12 protein-coding genes are annotated in these 14178 nt (G+C 69.6%); 5 read left to right on the top strand and 7 right to left on the bottom strand.

Going from position 1 to position 14178, the window contains the following annotated elements:
* Positions 1-3: 3 nt before the first annotated feature.
* Both R8G01_10970 and nhaA read right to left on the bottom strand, forming a co-directional pair.
* Entirely contained in the window at positions 4-1821 is a 1818-nt protein-coding gene (locus R8G01_10970) for a sodium:proton antiporter (protein ID MDW3214512.1), read from the bottom strand.
* 92 nt (positions 1822-1913) lie between these two features.
* Positions 1914-3326 (bottom strand): Na+/H+ antiporter NhaA, encoded by a 1413-nt coding sequence (nhaA, locus tag R8G01_10965; GenBank protein MDW3214511.1) that lies wholly within the window; start codon positions 3324-3326, stop codon positions 1914-1916.
* 22 nt (positions 3327-3348) lie between these two features.
* On the opposite strand from nhaA, the gene R8G01_10960 reads away from it, so the two are divergent.
* Positions 3349-4578: an alpha/beta fold hydrolase gene (locus tag R8G01_10960; protein ID MDW3214510.1), complete on the top strand. Its 1230-nt coding sequence runs from the start codon at positions 3349-3351 to the stop codon at positions 4576-4578.
* 18 nt (positions 4579-4596) lie between these two features.
* Here the strand turns inward: R8G01_10960 and R8G01_10955 are convergent, their stop codons facing one another.
* Both R8G01_10955 and ung read right to left on the bottom strand, forming a co-directional pair.
* Positions 4597-5451: a YihY/virulence factor BrkB family protein gene (locus R8G01_10955; GenBank protein MDW3214509.1), complete on the bottom strand. Its 855-nt coding sequence runs from the start codon at positions 5449-5451 to the stop codon at positions 4597-4599.
* A 24-nt stretch (positions 5452-5475) separates the two neighbouring features.
* Positions 5476-6132, bottom strand: a complete 657-nt coding sequence (ung, locus tag R8G01_10950; GenBank protein MDW3214508.1) for a uracil-DNA glycosylase — start codon at positions 6130-6132, stop codon at positions 5476-5478.
* 25 nt (positions 6133-6157) lie between these two features.
* Between ung and R8G01_10945 the strand changes: the two genes are divergently transcribed.
* Together R8G01_10945 and R8G01_10940 are read left to right on the top strand one after the other, a co-directional pair.
* Complete coding sequence (locus R8G01_10945) at positions 6158-7159, top strand: pyridoxal-phosphate dependent enzyme (protein MDW3214507.1); 1002 nt, start codon at positions 6158-6160, stop codon at positions 7157-7159.
* A 10-nt stretch (positions 7160-7169) separates the two neighbouring features.
* Positions 7170-8135 (top strand): 2-oxoglutarate and iron-dependent oxygenase domain-containing protein, encoded by a 966-nt coding sequence (locus tag R8G01_10940; GenBank protein ID MDW3214506.1) that lies wholly within the window; start codon positions 7170-7172, stop codon positions 8133-8135.
* On the opposite strand, the gene R8G01_10935 is transcribed toward R8G01_10940, so the two are convergent.
* A complete protein-coding gene (locus R8G01_10935) occupies positions 8104-9981 on the bottom strand; it encodes a hypothetical protein (GenBank protein MDW3214505.1) in 1878 nt (625 codons plus the stop codon). The genes R8G01_10940 and R8G01_10935 overlap by 32 nt on opposite strands.
* A gap of 143 nt (positions 9982-10124) precedes the next feature.
* Between R8G01_10935 and R8G01_10930 the strand changes: the two genes are divergently transcribed.
* Positions 10125-11066, top strand: coding sequence for an ROK family protein (locus R8G01_10930; protein MDW3214504.1), 942 nt, complete (start codon positions 10125-10127; stop codon positions 11064-11066).
* A 38-nt stretch (positions 11067-11104) separates the two neighbouring features.
* Positions 11105-12088, top strand: a complete 984-nt coding sequence (locus R8G01_10925; protein ID MDW3214503.1) for a neutral zinc metallopeptidase — start codon at positions 11105-11107, stop codon at positions 12086-12088.
* Positions 12089-12111: 23 nt separating this feature from the next.
* On the opposite strand, the gene R8G01_10920 is transcribed toward R8G01_10925, so the two are convergent.
* Together R8G01_10920 and R8G01_10915 are read right to left on the bottom strand one after the other, a co-directional pair.
* Positions 12112-13179 (bottom strand): DUF418 domain-containing protein, encoded by a 1068-nt coding sequence (locus R8G01_10920; GenBank protein ID MDW3214502.1) that lies wholly within the window; start codon positions 13177-13179, stop codon positions 12112-12114.
* Positions 13170-14087 (bottom strand): alanine racemase, encoded by a 918-nt coding sequence (locus R8G01_10915; protein MDW3214501.1) that lies wholly within the window; start codon positions 14085-14087, stop codon positions 13170-13172. The genes R8G01_10920 and R8G01_10915 overlap by 10 nt, the downstream gene beginning before the upstream one ends.
* Between the last annotated feature and the right edge of the window lie 91 nt (positions 14088-14178).

The raw sequence follows: 14178 nt of genomic DNA, 5'->3' as shown, positions 1-14178 counted from the left end.
GGGCTACTTGGCGGCGACGTTCACGCCGTCGAGTTCCTTCTGGACCGACGGGGCCGCGAGACCGATCACCGTGCCCTGCGTGGGGACCGGGTCGTTGCGGCAGATGAATCCGAGCTGGCCCTCGAAGACCCTGGCGAGGGGGATGAACAGCCCACCCTCGGTCATCGCGGAGATCGACGGCGTCGCATCGGCCGACCGGACGCGCCAACCCTGCCGTGCGCGTTCGTCGACCGTCGCGTAGTCGAGGCCTTCGATGCCGACGATCCGCCCCAACAGTTCCTCGGGGAGCGCGCCGGAGCGCTGCTCGCCGTTGGGGGCGAGCTGGAACGTCTCGCGACGACCGAACTGGCGCGAGAACCGACTCGTGGCGAGCGCGTTGACCTCGTCGTTGGGGGTCATCGCGAGGATGCGGCCGATGCCGCGCAGATCGAGATCGTGGGCGGCTTCCTCGGTGAGCACGCTGAGTCGCCGAGCCGGGAGTCCCAGCGCCACCGAGCGCGTCACGTTGTACGGGTCGGTGTCGACCAGCATCGTCGTGACCTCGAGGTCGCGCAGCGACGACGCCAGCCCGCGGGCGACCGAATGGGCACCGACGATCAGCACACCGTTCGCCCTCGCCTCGGCGAGCCCGAGCACCCGCGCGAACGGACCGGCCAGGAAGCCGTACACGACGATCGTGCCGATGATGACGAGGAACACGATCGGCACGATGAGCTCGGCCCCGCGCACCCCCTCCTCCTCGAGCCGGAGCGCGAAGATCGCCGACACGGCGGCGGCGACGATACCGCGAGGAGCCATCGCCATCAGGAACAGTCGTTCGCGCCAGGAGAGGCTGCTGCGAACGGTCGACGCGATCACCGACATCGGCCGCGCGACGAACACGAGCAGCGCCAGGAACGCGAGCGACGGCAGTGCGACGTCGCGGAGTTGGTCGGTCTCGATGCGAGCCGCGAGCAGGATGAACAGCGCCGAGATGAGCAGCGTGCGGAGACTCTCGTTGAACTCGAGCAGCTGGCGGACGGCGGCCGTGTCGCGGCGGGCGAGCCAGATGCCCATGACGGTCACGGTCAGGAGACCGGCCTCTTCCTGGATCTCGTTGCTGACGACGAAGGCGACGATCACGAACGCCAGCGCGATCGGGTTGCCCAGGTGGTCGGGGATCAGGAACCGGCGCAGCGCATGATCGAGGATGTACGCCGCGACGAACCCGATGCCGATGCCGGCGAGCAGTGTCAGCCCGATCACGCCGAGGATCGTGCTGAGCGCCTCGCCCGTGTCTTCGGTCAATGCGGCCTCGAACGCGATCAGCGACGCGGTGGCACCGATCGGGTCGATCAGGATGCCCTCGGCGCGCAGCATGGGGCCGGTGCGACCGTTTGGCCGGACGAAGCGCAGCAGCGGCCCGACGACGGTCGGTCCGGTGACGACCAGCACGGCGGCGAGCACGGCGGCCGCACCACGGCTGATGTCGAACAGTTGCTCGGCGCCCCAGATCGCGACGAAGAACGTGATCACCGCGCCGACCGAGATCAAGCGGCGAACGACGGTGCCGGTGGCTCTCAGTTCTCGCGGTGGGAGGTCGAGACCGCCCTCGAACAGGATCAGGGCGACGGAGATCGACACGATCGGGAACAGGGTGCCACCGAGGAATGCGTCGGGATCGACGACGCCGGTGACCGGGCCCAGGACGAGGCCGGCGACCAGCAGCAGGATGATCGACGGAATCTGCGTCCGCCAGGACAGCCACTGCGCGGCCATGCCGACCCCGACGATCACGGCGAGCGTCGGGCCGATGGCGGATTCGGAGGCAGCGAGGATCATGGGGACGACGACGGCGAGTTCAGCCGGTTGCCGAACTCGCCGTAGGCCACCGTTCTAGTCGATTTCGTCACGTTTCGTTCACTGCGGAGCGGTCAGACGGGCGCGACGGGCTCGGGCAGGTGGTCGTCCATCGACCGATCGTCGACGACGCGACCCGGGATCAGGATGGCGGTACCGATCGCTCCGGCGAGCAACGATGCGATCAGCACCCCGAGTCGTGCGTCGGTCCCGACGAGTTCTTCACCGAAGGCGAGCTCGGTCACGAACAGCGAGACGGTGAAACCGATCCCGCCGAGCGCACCGGCGCCGATCACGTAGCGAGGTGTGACACCGACCGGGAGCGAACCGATCTTGAGCGCGACGGCGCCGAGCGTGAACGCGGTGATGCCGACCGCCTTGCCGACGACCAATCCGAGGATGACCCCCCAGGTGACCGGGTTCGAGAACGCGGCGCCGACCTCGGACGCCGGAATCCGGATGCCGGCGTTGGCGAGTGCGAACATCGGGACGATCAGGAACGCGGAGTACGGGTGCAGCTTGTACTCGAGCCACTCGACGATCGACACGGTGGAGCGAGCCTGGGTGGACACCCGCAGCGCATTCGCGGCGTTGGGACGCTGCGCCAACTCGTCGGCGTCGACGAGCGCCGTGGTCCGGAACGGGCGCACCGGCGCCATCATGCCGAAGGTGACCCCCGCCAGCGTGGGGTGGATGTGGGCCTCGTGGAGGCCGACCCAACAGATCGCACCCAGCACCAGGTACGGGCCGATCGACGTGAGCGTGGAGCGGGAGAGCGCCGCGACGACGACCGCTCCGATCGCGACGGCCAGCCACTCGAACGAGACGCCCTCGGAGTAGAAGACGGCGATCACGAGGATCGCGCCGATGTCGTCGACGATGGCGAGCGCGAGCAGGAACAACTTCAACCACGACGGTGCCCGGGTGCCCATCAACGCCACGACGCCCATGACGATCGCGATGTCGGTGGCCATCGGGATGCCCCACCCGTCCTGGCCCTCACCGCCGGCGTTGAGCGCGGCGAAGATGACGGCGGGGACGATCATCCCGCCGATCGCGCCGATGATCGGCAACGCCGCCTGGCGGGGATCGCGAAGTTCGCCCTGGGTGAGTTCTCGCTTGATCTCGAGTCCGACGACGAAGAAGAACAGCACCATCGCGCCGTCGTTGATCCACTCCTTCAGATCGAGGCCGATCTCGAAGTCGCCGATCCCGATGAACGCCTCGGTCGACAGCAGGTCGAAGTAGCTGTCGGACCACGGCGAGTTGGCCCAGATCAACGCGGTCACCGCAGCGAGAACGAGCAGCAGCCCGGCGCTGGCTTCCTTGTGGAGGAAGTCGCCGAGTGGTCGGATCAGCTTGTCGTTGACCGACCGGACGACCGGGGAGGATGAGGTGTCGTTCAGCGCCACGACGGAGCAGTATCGCATCCTCGTGGGCCGGATCAACGCCTCGTCGGCCGGTCGGATCCGGGACGACACCTCCATGTGCGCTGGTACCGTCGGCGCGGTGCCATCACACGTCGAACGCGTCACCTTCCCGGGGAGCCACGGTCACCTCCTGGCCGCACGGCTCGACCTGCCGGCGGGCCCGCCCAAGGCGTTCGCGCTGTTCGCCCACTGCTTCACGTGTTCCAAAGACGTCAAGGCGGCGTCGCGGATCGCCACCACGCTCACCGATCTCGGCTACGGACTCCTGCGCTTCGACTTCACCGGGTTGGGCGCGAGCGAAGGGGAGTTCGCCAACACGAACTTCTCCTCCAACGTCGACGACCTGATCGCGGCCGCAGCGTGGCTGCGCGAGCACCACGCCGGCCCGCAGCTGCTGGTCGGTCATTCGCTCGGAGGGGCGGCGGTGATCGTGGCGGCGAGCCGGATCCCGGAGGTCGCCGCGATCGCGACCATCGGTGCGCCGTCCGACGCCGGGCACGTCGCCCACCTCTTCGACGGTGCGCTCGACCAGATCGCCGCCGACGGCGAGGCCTGCGTCGACCTGCACGGGCGCCGGTTCACGATCCGCCAGCAGTTTCTCGACGATCTCCGGGCCGATCTCGTCACGTCGTCGGCCGCGGGGTTCAACGGCGCGCTGCTGGTCATGCACTCGCCGATCGACAACGTCGTCGGGGTCGAGCACGCCGCGGCGATCTTCGGTGCCGCTCGCCATCCGAAGAGCTTCGTCTCGCTCGACGGCGCCGATCACCTCCTCGCCGATCCGGTCGACGCTGCGCACTGCGCGTCGATGATCGGCACGTGGGCGGCTCGATACCTCGCCGACCAGAGCCGTGCGGCGGCGGTCCCCGACCCCTCGGCGCAGGTCGTCGTGGCCGAGACGACCCAGGGTGCGTTCCTGAACCACGTGGTGGCCGGCCGGCACCGATTCCTCGCCGACGAGCCGGTGTCGATCGGCGGGTACGACGCCGGCCCGAGCCCGTACGACCTGCTCGGTGCGGCACTCGGCGCCTGCACCTCGATGACGCTGCGGATGTACGCCGACCGGAAACGACTTCCGCTCGATCGGGTGACGGTCGAGGTCTCGCACGACCGGGTGCACGACGCCGACGCTGCTGCCGCCGACGAGCCATCGGAGCCTCGTGTCGATCGGTTCACCCGTGTCCTGCGCCTCGACGGGGATCTCGACGCCGACCAGTTGGCGAGCCTGGTGCGGATCGCCGACCGCTGCCCGGTGCACCGCACGCTCGAGCGGTCATCGGTGATCGTCACCGACGTCGCGACCGACTGATCGCCCGCCGGGTGGTCGTCAGGCGTCGGCGAGGGGCGGCTCGGCCAGGATCGGCGACGACGGGGTGGTGTCGCTCCGTTCGGCGAGGCGCTGCCGCGCGGCGTTGATCTCGGCGCCGAACAGGTTGATGACCGCGTGCAGGCTCAGCCAGCTGAGCAGCGCCAGTACCGACCCGAGTTCGCCGTACTTGTCGCTCTTCGCCAGCTCGGACGTGACCTGGGTACCGAACATCTGGATCACCGTGTACAGGATGCCGGTGAAGACGGCTCCGGGCAGGACCATCGACCACGAGGTGTCCGCCGAGGTGAGGAACCGGTACATCGGTCCGACGATGGCGAGGTTGATCGCCAGCCCGCCGAGGACGAGGAGGACCTGCCCGATCCGTGGGAGGTCGGCCTCGGCGACGAGCGAGGCGAGGACCACGGTCGCGACCTGCGCGCCGCCGATGACGGCGAGACCGATCAGCGCCCGGGTGCGCTGCGCGACGAATCCGGCGCGGTCGTCGAGCGGGATCTCCCAGGTGTCGTCGTAGGCGACCTGGAGCCCGACGAACGCCTTCATCGACCCCCACAGCGCGGCGGCCAGACCGATCGCCAACGCCAGCCAACTCGTGCCGATCTGGCCCCCGGCGATCTGGTCGCCGATGAACGGCACCGACTCGACCGCCGAGCCGACGAGTTCGTCCCGCCACTCGGGCTTGCTCTCGAGCAGCAGACCGAGGATGGTCGTCGCGGCGAGGAACAGCGGGAAGAGGGTCAGGAACCCGTAGTAGGTGAGCACGGCGCTGTTGCGGCCGGTGAGGTGTCGGCGGAACCCGTCGAGGGTCTCGACGACGACGTCGACGAACGAGTTGCGTCGCCGCAGTGCGGTCACCTTCGGATGGTCGGTCCAGGGCATTCAGAGCGTCCAGTCGATCGGGGCCTGGCCGTGCGCTTCGAGGGCCTCGTTGGCTCGGCTGAACGGCCGGCTCCCGAGGAATCCCTGGTGGGCGGACAGCGGGGAGGGATGGGGTGACTCCAGGATGGTGTGCCGATCGCCGTCGATCAACGTCTTCTTCCTGCGGGCATGGCCACCCCACAGGATGAACACGACGTGTTCCGGCTTGGCGTCGACGACCCGGATGACCCGGTCGGTGAAGGTCTCCCAGCCGCGACCCTGGTGCGACGCCGCCTCGCCACCTCGGACGGTGAGCGTCGTGTTGAGCAGCAGCACACCCTGTCGCGCCCAGGCCTCGAGGTTGCCGTGTGACGGCACCGGCTGGCCGAGATCCGCGTGCAGCTCCTTGTGGATGTTCGCCAGCGAGGGTGGGACCCGGACCCCGTCGCGAACCGAGAAGGCGAGCCCGTGGGCCTGGCCGGGGCCGTGGTAGGGGTCCTGGCCGAGGATCATGACGCGCGTCGAGGCGTAGTCGGTCAGATGCAGCGCGGCGAAGACCTCGTCGTGCGGCGGGTACACGGGTCCACGCTCCCGCTCCCGGCGCACGAACTGCTGCAGTTCGTCCCAGTACGGTTCGTCGAACTCGCCGCGCAGCAGGGGGTTCCAGTCCGTCGTCACGCCTGATGTGCCTATCATGCCGACGGTGTTCGGTCATCTTCCGAGGGCGCGCCTCGCGACCCTGCCGACCCCGCTCGAACGGGGCCCCGTGCTCCCCGGCGGCTCGCGGCTGTGGGTCAAACGCGACGACCTCACGGGGCTCGGCCTCGGCGGCAACAAGGCCCGCAAGCTGGAGTTCCTGTGCGGTGCGGCCGTCGCCGACGGTGCTCGGTCACTCGTCACGGTCGGCGCCGCCCAGTCGAACCACTGCCGGATGACCGCTGCCGCCGGCGCCGTGCTCGGGCTCGAAGTGCACCTCGTGCTCTCCGGTGACCGTCCGGAGGTCGCGACCGGGAACCAGTTGCTGTCCGCCCTGTTCGGCGCTCAGCTGCATCACACGGGCGCCGAGGAGAGCCACTGGGGCGAGCTCGAGATCGCTCGGGAAGCGCTGACCGACGAACTCGGTGCGTCGGGTTCCGCTCCCTACGCGATCCCGATCGGCGGATCCACGGCGGTCGGCGCGGTCGGGTACGCGGCGGCGTTCGTCGAGATCATGGAGCAGTGCGCCGCCCAGGGCATCCGGCCGGCGGCGATCGTGCACACCTCGTCGAGCGGTGGCACACACGCCGGGCTGCTCGCCGGTCGTGCCCTGGTCAGGGCGGGAGGTGCCGCCGTCCCGGAAGTGCTCGCGATCGGCGTCGCCAAGGGCGTCAACATGGGCATGCCCGACATCGGCAAACTCACCCACGACACGATCGACCTGATCGGAGGCGACCGGGGATCGTTCGACCGGTCCGACGTCCAGCTCGACCCGAACTGGATCGGCGACGACTACGCCGTCCCGACCGGCGCCGGCGACGCAGCGATCCGCTGGGCGGCACGGCACGGGGGCTGGGTGCTCGACCGCGTGTACAGCGGCAAGGGTCTGGCCGGCATGATCGGCAACGCCGAGGCCGGCCGGTGGCCGGAGGGCAGCGACTTGGTGTTCATCCACACGGGCGGGGCGCCCGCGCTCTTCGCGCCCGGTGGCGCGCCCGAATCCCAGTAGCGTTCACGACATGAGCGAGATCCTCGACGTCGACCTGTTGGCCTTCGAGAACAGCACCGGCCCGGCGCGGCGCGCCGTCGTCGACGGCGTCGCCCGCAGTCTCGCGACCGGATTCGTCTACACGCAGCACGACGTCTCCGAAGACCTGATCGACACCGCGTACGGCATGCTCGCCACGTTCTTCCAACTCGAGCAGGACGCCAAGGAGCAGTTCCGCGTGCCCGGGGCGAACGGACAGACCGGTTACACCGGCCTCCTGGTCGAGACCGCCGCCGACAGCGATCAGCCCGACTGGAAGGAGATGCTCAACTGGTCGACCCCCATCGCCGCAGGGCACCCGCTCCGGAACGATTTCGCGACGGCGTATCCCGACCAGGTGCTCCCCGAGTCGGTCGTGCCGGGCATCACCGACGTGCTGTACCGATTCCACGATGCGATCGCCGATCTGCAGCGGCGCTTCCTCCGGGTCATCGCCGAGGGCATCGGCTGTCACGAGACGTTCTTCGACGACATGGTCAAGGACGGCCCGACGCTCACGCGAGCGATCCGCTACCCACCGATGACCGACGTGCCCGCCGACGGACACGTCTGGGCGGGTGCGCACGGCGACATCAACCTGATCACCGCGCTGCCGCGAGCGACCGCACCGGGGCTCCAGGTCAAGGTCGACGACGAGTGGGTCGACGCGGTCGCACCCGAGGGCCAGGTCATCATCAACACCGGGATCATGCTGGAACGGCTGACCAACGGCACGATCCCGATCGGTTGGCACCGCGTGGTGGCAGCGCCCGGCTACGAGGGCGAGCGCTACAGCGTCGTGCAGTTCTGCCACCCTCGTCCGTGGACCGTGCTCGCGCCGGTGCCGAGCTGCTGCACCCCGGAGCGACCGCAGCGGTTCAGCGCGATCACGGCCGCCAATGCGCTCGCCGAGGTGCTCTACGAGATCAACCTGGTCGAAGCGGCCCGACGGGTGTGAACGGCTCCGCCGACAGCGCGCCCGACACCAGATAGCGAACGGGGACCTCGAGGTCGTCGTCCCAGCCGTCGGGTGGTTGGTTGCCGGAGGCGCCCGGGCCGAACGCACCGTCGGGTGCCCACTCGCAGCCCTCGGGCGCGAGGATCAGCGCGGACCGGCCGTGCGCGGTCACCGTGCCGTCGGCCCGCAGGAGCCAGCCGCCGTTGAGGATCGCGTCGACCTCGACGTCGGAACGGGTCCAGGCGCCGGCGGTGTCGCCGGTCGCCTCGAGTCGCTCGTCGGGCGGGACCGACCACGGTCCGATCCCGACGTGGCAGGCCTGAGCGCGCTGCGCGTCGACGACGAGTCGGTCGGCGTCGAGACGTGTTCCGTCGAGGTCGAACACGGTCAAGCGAAGGTGGGGCCACACGGCCTGGGTCGGAGCGCCGTGGTTCTCGTCGCCGGGCATCGGGTCGGTGTCGCCGAGGAAGCCGATGATCTGTCCGGCTCGGACGGTCGCGCCGACTCGGCCGAGCGCCGTGAACCGTAGGGAGTGGTCGGCGTCACCGTCGACGGTGCCGGGGTTGTCGTCGTTGAAGCCGGCGTAGTGGAAGCGACGGCCCGCGATGTCGATCATCGTGAGCGTCACCGCGCCGGAGACCGGATCGCCGTACTCGATCGCCGTCACGACACCGTCGGTGGCAGCGAGGACCGGCTGGTGCTTCTGGCCGTACACGATCGCGTCGGTACCGGTGGCACAGGATTCGCCGGCGCACGGCTGCGGCGGAGCGACGACGGCCCCACCGAGCACCGGGAACGCGATCTGTTCGAGCTCGACCGGGTTGCGCTCGACGACCGGCGGGAGACCGGAGAGGAATTCGAGCCCCGGTGGGGCGAGCGCGAGCCGGAACCCCGAGGGGTCGCCGGTGATGAACGCGAGGAGTTCGAGCCAACGACGTTGGTACTCGCGGACCGTCAGCCGGTTGCCGTACTGGGGCAGTGGCACCTCGTCCATGAGCTCGGTCTGGCGAGCCGCCTTGGGGTAGTACCAGATCACCGGCACCATCGAGACGTCGCCCTTCCAGGTCCACAGGATCGAACGGACGTCGGCCAGGGCTCGTTCGTCCTGGATCTCCGGTGGTGCGAGGTAGGCGTGCGGGTAGCCGGCGTAGTTGTTCCACGTGCTCGCGATGAACTGGTAGGCGCCGGATGCCCGACCCTTGTTGGGCGGGGCGTCGTACCGTCCGCCGGACTCGAGGGTGCGGATCGTCAGCAGGATCTGGCCGAGATCGTCGGGGATCTCCACGCCGAGCGGGGCTGCCGCAGGTGCCGGGCCGGCGGGCACCGTCGTGGTGGCGGTCGTGGTGGCGGTCGGTGCGGTCGTGGTGGTGGTGGGGCAGGGCGGCGGAGGCGTGGTGGTCGTGGTGGTCGTCGTGGTGCCGGGCAACGTCGTGGTGGTCGTGGTGGTGGTGGTCGTCGTGGTGGTGGTCGTCGTGGAGGCCGGCAGCGTGGTGGTCGTGGTGGTGGTGGTCGCCGGGACACAGGCCACGGTCGTCGTCGGAACGGGCGGTGTCGTGGTGGTCGTGGTGGTCGTGGTGGTGGTCGTGGTGACCCGAGGCCGGGTCGTCGTGCTGACCGGGAGCGTGGTGCTCGTGGTCGTGGTCGTGGTCGTGGTCGTGGTCGTGGTCGTGGTCGTGGTCGTCGTCGAGGTAGACGTGGAGGTGGTAGCGGGCGCCGGGGAGCTGGTGGGAGGCGCCGAGGTCGGCGGCGGCTCGGCATCCTGCGCCGAGACCATCACGCTCGGCACGAGGAGCGCGCCGACGAACAGCAGGCCGATTGCAGCGGAGTGCGTGGTGGCGCTGGCCATGGTGATGGATCGTCGGTTCGCCTCGAGCGGACAGCCAGACGCTAACGGGTCGGGAACGGCCCGCAATCCGCACGGCGCCATGATCAGCGCGAATCGTGAGGGGACCGGTCGCGGGCGAGTGCGCGCAGGTAGCGTCGACGGCGATGAGCACACCGTCGGGTCAACAGCGCGACGTCATCCTCGCGATCGACATCGGCGGGACCAAGTTCGCGTCCGGGCTCATGACGTCTCGCGGCGCGCTGCTCGACCGCAGCCGGATCGACGTCGAGCCCGACGTCGGCCCGCAGTCACACTTCGCGGCACTCGCGTCGATCGTCGCCGAGCAACTCGACCGAGCCGAGCAGCACGACGTCCGGGTTCGAGCGATCGGGATCGGCTGTGCCGGTCCGATCGAACGCAACTGCGAGACCGTCTCGCCGGTCAACATCTCCTCGTGGCGGCGGTTCCCCCTTCGGTCACATCTCGTCGACCTGACGGGCCTTCCCGTGTACGGCGACCTCGACGCCAAGGCGCTCGCGCTGTCGGAGGGCTGGCTCGGTGCGGCACAGGGGGTCTCCAGCTTCTGCGCGATGACCGTGTCGACCGGGGTCGGTGGTGGTCTCGTGATCGACGGTGAACTCCTCGACGGTGCGACCGGGAACGCCGGCCACGTCGGCCACATGATCGTCGAGCCGGGCGGGCGACGTTGTGGCTGTGGGGCGCGAGGCTGCCTCGAGGCCGAGGCGTCGGGTCTCGCGATCGAAGCGATCACCGGTCGCTCACCGACCGAACCGACCTACGACATCATGCGACGCACCGGCCGCCTCGTCGGACGCGCCGCTGGCATGATCTGCACCTCGATGGACATCGATCTCGTGGTGGTCGGCGGTGGGGTGGCGCTCGGTTTCGCCGCGACGTTCTTCAACGCGGCACAGGAGGAGATCGACCAGGTGGCCCGGGTCGGCCACGGTGCGGCGGCGCGCATCACGCCCGTCCGGCTCGGTGATCGCGGCCCGCTCATCGGCGCCGGCGCGATCGGTCTGCGTGGCATCCGACGCGATGTGTCGGCGCCGCGGATCTCGGCCCCGACGCCCGAGGCGACCTGAGCCGCCCCGGCGCGCGCAGGATTTGCGAGACTGACGGCATGACGAAGATTCGCTCCCGCAGTTCCAGCCGTATCCAGGATCGGCGCGGGCAGGGCGGTGGCGGTGCGTCCGGCGGTCTCGGCGACCTGCTCAAGGGCGGGCTCGGCGGTGGAAGCCGTGGCGGTGGCGGAGGCCTGCCGATCCCCGGCGGGGCCGGAGGGCTCGGCAGCCTCCTGAAGGGTGGCGGCGGGCTCGTCGCGATTCTCGTGCTCGGTGCCGTGTTCATCCTCCCGAAGCTGCTCGGTGGCGGTGGCGTCGGTGGCTTGCCGACCGGTGGTTCTCCGGTGGCGCCGGCGACGGAGGGCGACTCGTCGGCGACCGGCGGAGGCGAAGCGCCCTGTGACTCCGAACTCGAACAGATCCTGTGTGGGGCGACCGACGATGTGTCGGAGTACTGGATCGATCAGCTACCGCTGTCGTTCGGGGTCGATTACATCGACACCCAGACCGTCTTCTTCTCGGGGTTCACCAACACCGGCTGTGGGCAGGCGTCGAGCCAGACCGGGCCGTTCTACTGCCCGCTCGACAGCCTCGTGTACTTCGACCTCGACTTCCTGGTGACGCTGCAGAACCAGTTCGGTGCGACCGGCGACCTCGCGGCGCAGTACATCGTCGCCCACGAGTTCGGCCACCACGTGCAGAACGTGCTCGGCATCAACGAGCAGATGCGTCGAGCCCAGCAGGAAGACCCGCAGCGCGCCAACCAGTACTCGGTGGCGCTCGAACTCCAGGCCGACTGCTTCGCCGGAGCCTGGGCGCGCGACGCCAGCGACCGCGACCTGTTCGACGACCCGCGCGAGGTCGAGGAGGCGCTCGGCGCTGCGGCGGCGGTCGGCGACGACGCGATCCAGCAGAAGACGTCGGGCCGGGTCGATCCCGAGTCGTGGACCCACGGCTCGTCGGCGCAGCGTGTGCAGTGGTTCCAGCGAGGGTTCCAAACCGGCGACCCGCAGTCGTGCAGCACGTTCAGCGAGGTGCTGTAGCTCCTCGACGCTCGGGCTGCCGGTCAGGCGGTGAGTCGTCGATAGAGGCGCTCGGCCGGCCCCCGGCCGTGCCGGCGCTGGTACATCACGGCGAGTGCGGTGGCGGGAAGCCAGTACACCACGGTGGCGGCGAGCGCCGTACCGACGCCGCGAGGCTCGACGACATCGAGCCAATCGACCAGCAGGTTGAACAGGAGCGCGTGACCGAGGTAGATCGTCAGCGACATCTGACCGGCACGCTGGAGCGTGTCGACGGCGGCGGTCCGCTCGAAGCGGTCGGCGATCCAGGAGATCGCCCCGAACGCGATCAACGCGGTGCCGAGCGCGCTGGCGACGTACACGAGACCACGGTCGAACGGGTCGTCGCTGAGCAGGACGAGACTGCGTTGGCCGGTGCCGAGCGTGTTGGCGACGGTCGCCGTCGAGTACAGCGCGAAGCCGGCGACCACGGCGGCGGGCCGCCACCAGGCGGTGGTCAACAGCCGACCGAGCACGATGCCCGCGCAGAAGAACGCGAGCCACGGCAGCAGCGGGTGGGTGCCGTTGACGAAGACGTCGAACAGCAGCCCCCTGGGCGACAGTGCGCCCGGATCGGTGAGCCAAGTGGTCGAGGCCCCGTCGAGCTCACGCTCGAACCTCCACCACTCGATCGACCACCCGGCGATGGCCGCGGCGACGCCGATCAGCACGACCCAGCGGATCCGCATCGTGAACATCAGTGCGGCGAGCACGAACATCGCGCCGTAGAACGGCAGGATGGTGCCGGGCCAGACGAAGTCGAACAGCAGGCCACCGGCGTAGAGGAGCACGCCGCGCCGCACCAGCCGCCATCGCATCTCCGTGACGCGTGCGGGATCGCCGATCGACGACCGGGTCATCAGCGTCACCCCGACGCCGGCCGTGAGCACGAACGTCGCCGCGAATCGTGTCGACAGTGGACCCGTCCACGGATCGAACAGGTCGTACACGGCGCCGCCGTCGCGACGGGCGCCGCGCAGGATGAGGTAGCCGTGGAAGTTCATCATGACCACGCCGGCCATCGCGACCGCCCTGACGACGTCGGGACCCGGCCGGCGTGAGCTCAGATCCATCGGAGTTCGTCGGCCGACGTCATGGTCAACGGACGTTGGAGATCGACCCAATCACCGACGATCGGACACGGTTCGCCGAACGGCACGAGTGCCATCGACGTGTGCATGTGCGGCGGCTCGATCAGTTCGAGCCGGCGGCGGGCGAAGTGGAACGGGCTGCGGCCGTCGGGGAGCGGTGCCACGCCGGCAGCGCTTCCGGCGCCGATCATCACGATCGTCGAGTCGCCGTCGATCGTGTTGAGGCGGTATCCGGCGGTGCTGCCCGCTTCGGCAGGGCGGGTGTCGAGCACGTCGGCCTCGAGCCGGATCGCTTCGCGGTCGCCGTGCCACAGGTAGGTCCCGATCCGCAACTTGTACCGGTGGGTGTCGGGCAGCAGTTCGTAGGCGCCCGGCGACAGGTGACTGAGCCACACGTCGAGGGTGGGGTCGATGTGGGGGAGTTGCTCGGTGATGAAGCCGAGTCGGTCCTCGTCGGTGCCGGCGAGCGGCGGATGGATCGCCACGCCGACCGTGCGGAGCCCGCGACGCTGTGCCTCGGCGACCAGCCCGACCGATCCGCCGAAGCGATGCATCGGCGACTCGAGCTTGACGATCACGCGGCCTTCCCAGCCCTGGAGGGCGTCGAGATGCCCGTGGCTGCCTACCGTCAGCACCGCGGCGGTGTCGGACGGTGGTGTGAGCGTCGGGGTCAACACCACCACCGTGACGTCGTCGGGGAGCCCGTCGAGTTCGTGCACGGTGCCGACGGCGATGATCGGGCTGAGTCGGCTGGCGGCGATCGCCAGGTTGTTCCGACCGAATCCGTAGCCGTTGCCCTTGACGACGGGGACGAGTCCCTCCACGGAGGCAGCGACGTCGGTGGCGTGCTGCCACCAGCGGTCGCGGTCGACGGTCAGTCGGATCGTCACGCCGAGGCACGGTAGCGGGTGGAGGGGAGAGCGGCCGTTCGGGCCCGCTGCGGCACCGATACCCGAGTAGTCCGATCAAGTTCATCCGGAT

It is taken from the genome of Ilumatobacteraceae bacterium (assembly GCA_033344875.1).
Classification (GTDB): domain Bacteria; phylum Actinomycetota; class Acidimicrobiia; order Acidimicrobiales; family Ilumatobacteraceae; genus Ilumatobacter.
This window is presented reverse-complemented; position numbering and strand designations above follow the sequence as displayed.

What these genes read in the sequence shown, in the direction of transcription:
- R8G01_10970 (MDW3214512.1), bottom strand. Translation starts at nt 1,821, where the DNA reads ATGATCCTCGCTGCCTCCGAATCCGCCATCGGCCCGACGCTCGCCGTG.
- nhaA (MDW3214511.1), bottom strand. Translation starts at nt 3,326, where the DNA reads ATGGAGGTGTCGTCCCGGATCCGACCGGCCGACGAGGCGTTGATCCGG.
- R8G01_10940 (MDW3214506.1), top strand. Translation starts at nt 7,170, where the DNA reads ATGAGCGAGATCCTCGACGTCGACCTGTTGGCCTTCGAGAACAGCACC.
- R8G01_10935 (MDW3214505.1), bottom strand. Translation starts at nt 9,981, where the DNA reads ATGGCCAGCGCCACCACGCACTCCGCTGCAATCGGCCTGCTGTTCGTC.
- R8G01_10930 (MDW3214504.1), top strand. Translation starts at nt 10,125, where the DNA reads ATGAGCACACCGTCGGGTCAACAGCGCGACGTCATCCTCGCGATCGAC.
- R8G01_10925 (MDW3214503.1), top strand. Translation starts at nt 11,105, where the DNA reads ATGACGAAGATTCGCTCCCGCAGTTCCAGCCGTATCCAGGATCGGCGC.
- R8G01_10920 (MDW3214502.1), bottom strand. Translation starts at nt 13,179, where the DNA reads ATGGATCTGAGCTCACGCCGGCCGGGTCCCGACGTCGTCAGGGCGGTC.